Here is a 1,382-nt window from a genome sequence, read left to right as displayed (position 1 = left end):
GCACTAGTGTCCTGCGCCTGAAATTCGTCGGCAATATCGTGCGAGGGATTCGAGGATCTCCTCTGCGGTCTTCTTCCATACGAACGGTCGAGGGTTGTTGTTCCACTGAGCGATCCAGTCGCGGATGTCCTTCTCCAGGGACTGGACGCTCTTGTGCACCCCGCGCCGGATGAGCTGATCGGTCAGGAACCCGAACCACCGCTCCACCTGGTTGATCCAGGAGGAGCCGGTGGGGGTGAAGTGCATGTGGAACCGCGGATGGCGGGCCAGCCACGCCTTGATCGCCGGAGTTTTGTGAGTGCCGTAGTTGTCACAGATCAGGTGGACGTCCAACTCGGTGGGAACCGTCTTGTCGATCGTGATCAGAAACTTCTTGAACTCGGCGGCGCGGTGCTGGCGGTGCAGCTCACCGATGACGGTGCCGTCTGCGACGTTAAACGCTGCGAACAGGCTCGTGATCCCGTTGCGGACGTAATCGTGGGTACGCCGCTCGGGCATGCCCGGCATCATCGGCAGCACCGGTTGCGACCGGTCCAGGGCTTGGATCTGGGACTTCTCGTCCACGCAGAGCACCACCGCCCGCTCGGGCGGATTGTGATACAGCCCCACGACATCGACGACCTTCTCCACAAACAGCGGATCGGTCGAGAGCTTGAAAGTCTCGGCCTGGTGGGGTTTCAGCCCGAAGTCCCGCCAGATCCGGCCGATCGTGGACTTCGACAGTCCGCTGCGACGAGCCATCGATGCCCGGGACCAGTGCGTGGCGTCTTCGGGCGCCCTTTCCAACGTGTCCACTACGACCCGCTCGACCTGGTCAAGGGTGACGGACGGTGGCCGGCCAGGCCGCTGTTCGTCTATGAGCCCATCAAGGCGCAGCTTGACGAACCGGTTGCGCCACTTGGACACCGTGTCGGGGTGGACCCGCAACTGCTGGGCGATCTGCTTGTTGTCCTTGCCGTCCGCGCACGCCAGCACGATCTTCGAGCGCGTCGCCAGGACTTGCGAGGATTTACTGCGCCGCGCCCATCGTTGCAGGGTGGCGCGTTCGGCGTCGGTCAGCGTCAACCCGGCCTTTGGCCGCCCCGTCCGGGGCCTGTCGAGCAGGGCGTTCCTTCCCCCTTGGGCATAGGCGGTCCGCCACCGGCGGGCCGTCGCCACGCTCATACCGAGATCCCGTGCCACCTGCGCATTGCTGGCCCCGGACTCGGCACAGGCCAGTACGATCTTCGCTCGGCTCGCCAGCTCTGACGCCCCCGCTGTGAGGCCGTGCAGCCAGGCCCGCTCAGCATCGGTCAACTCGATCGGTACTGCGGACGGGCCCGGATTCCCCATACGCATCAGGATAAGTATTTATCCGACGAATTTCAGGCGTATGGCACTAG

Annotated in this window: 1 protein-coding gene; it reads right to left on the bottom strand. The window is 64.0% G+C overall.

Annotated elements, in window-relative coordinates; all coding sequences use genetic code 11:
- Positions 1–3: 3 nt before the first annotated feature.
- Entirely contained in the window at positions 4–1,332 is a 1,329-nt protein-coding gene (locus BXA11_RS41065) for an IS630 family transposase (protein ID WP_076443343.1), read from the bottom strand.
- Between the last annotated feature and the right edge of the window lie 50 nt (positions 1,333–1,382).

It is taken from the genome of Microbispora rosea (assembly GCF_900156315.1).
Lineage (GTDB): Bacteria > Actinomycetota > Actinomycetes > Streptosporangiales > Streptosporangiaceae > Microbispora > Microbispora rosea.
Note: the sequence above shows the minus strand (reverse complement) of the source record. Positions and strands in the feature narration are given on the sequence as shown.

Bases quoted from the DNA above. Each gene is read 5' to 3' on its own strand.
- BXA11_RS41065 (WP_076443343.1), bottom strand. From the start codon at position 1,332: ATGGGGAATCCGGGCCCGTCCGCAGTACCGATCGAGTTGACCGATGCT.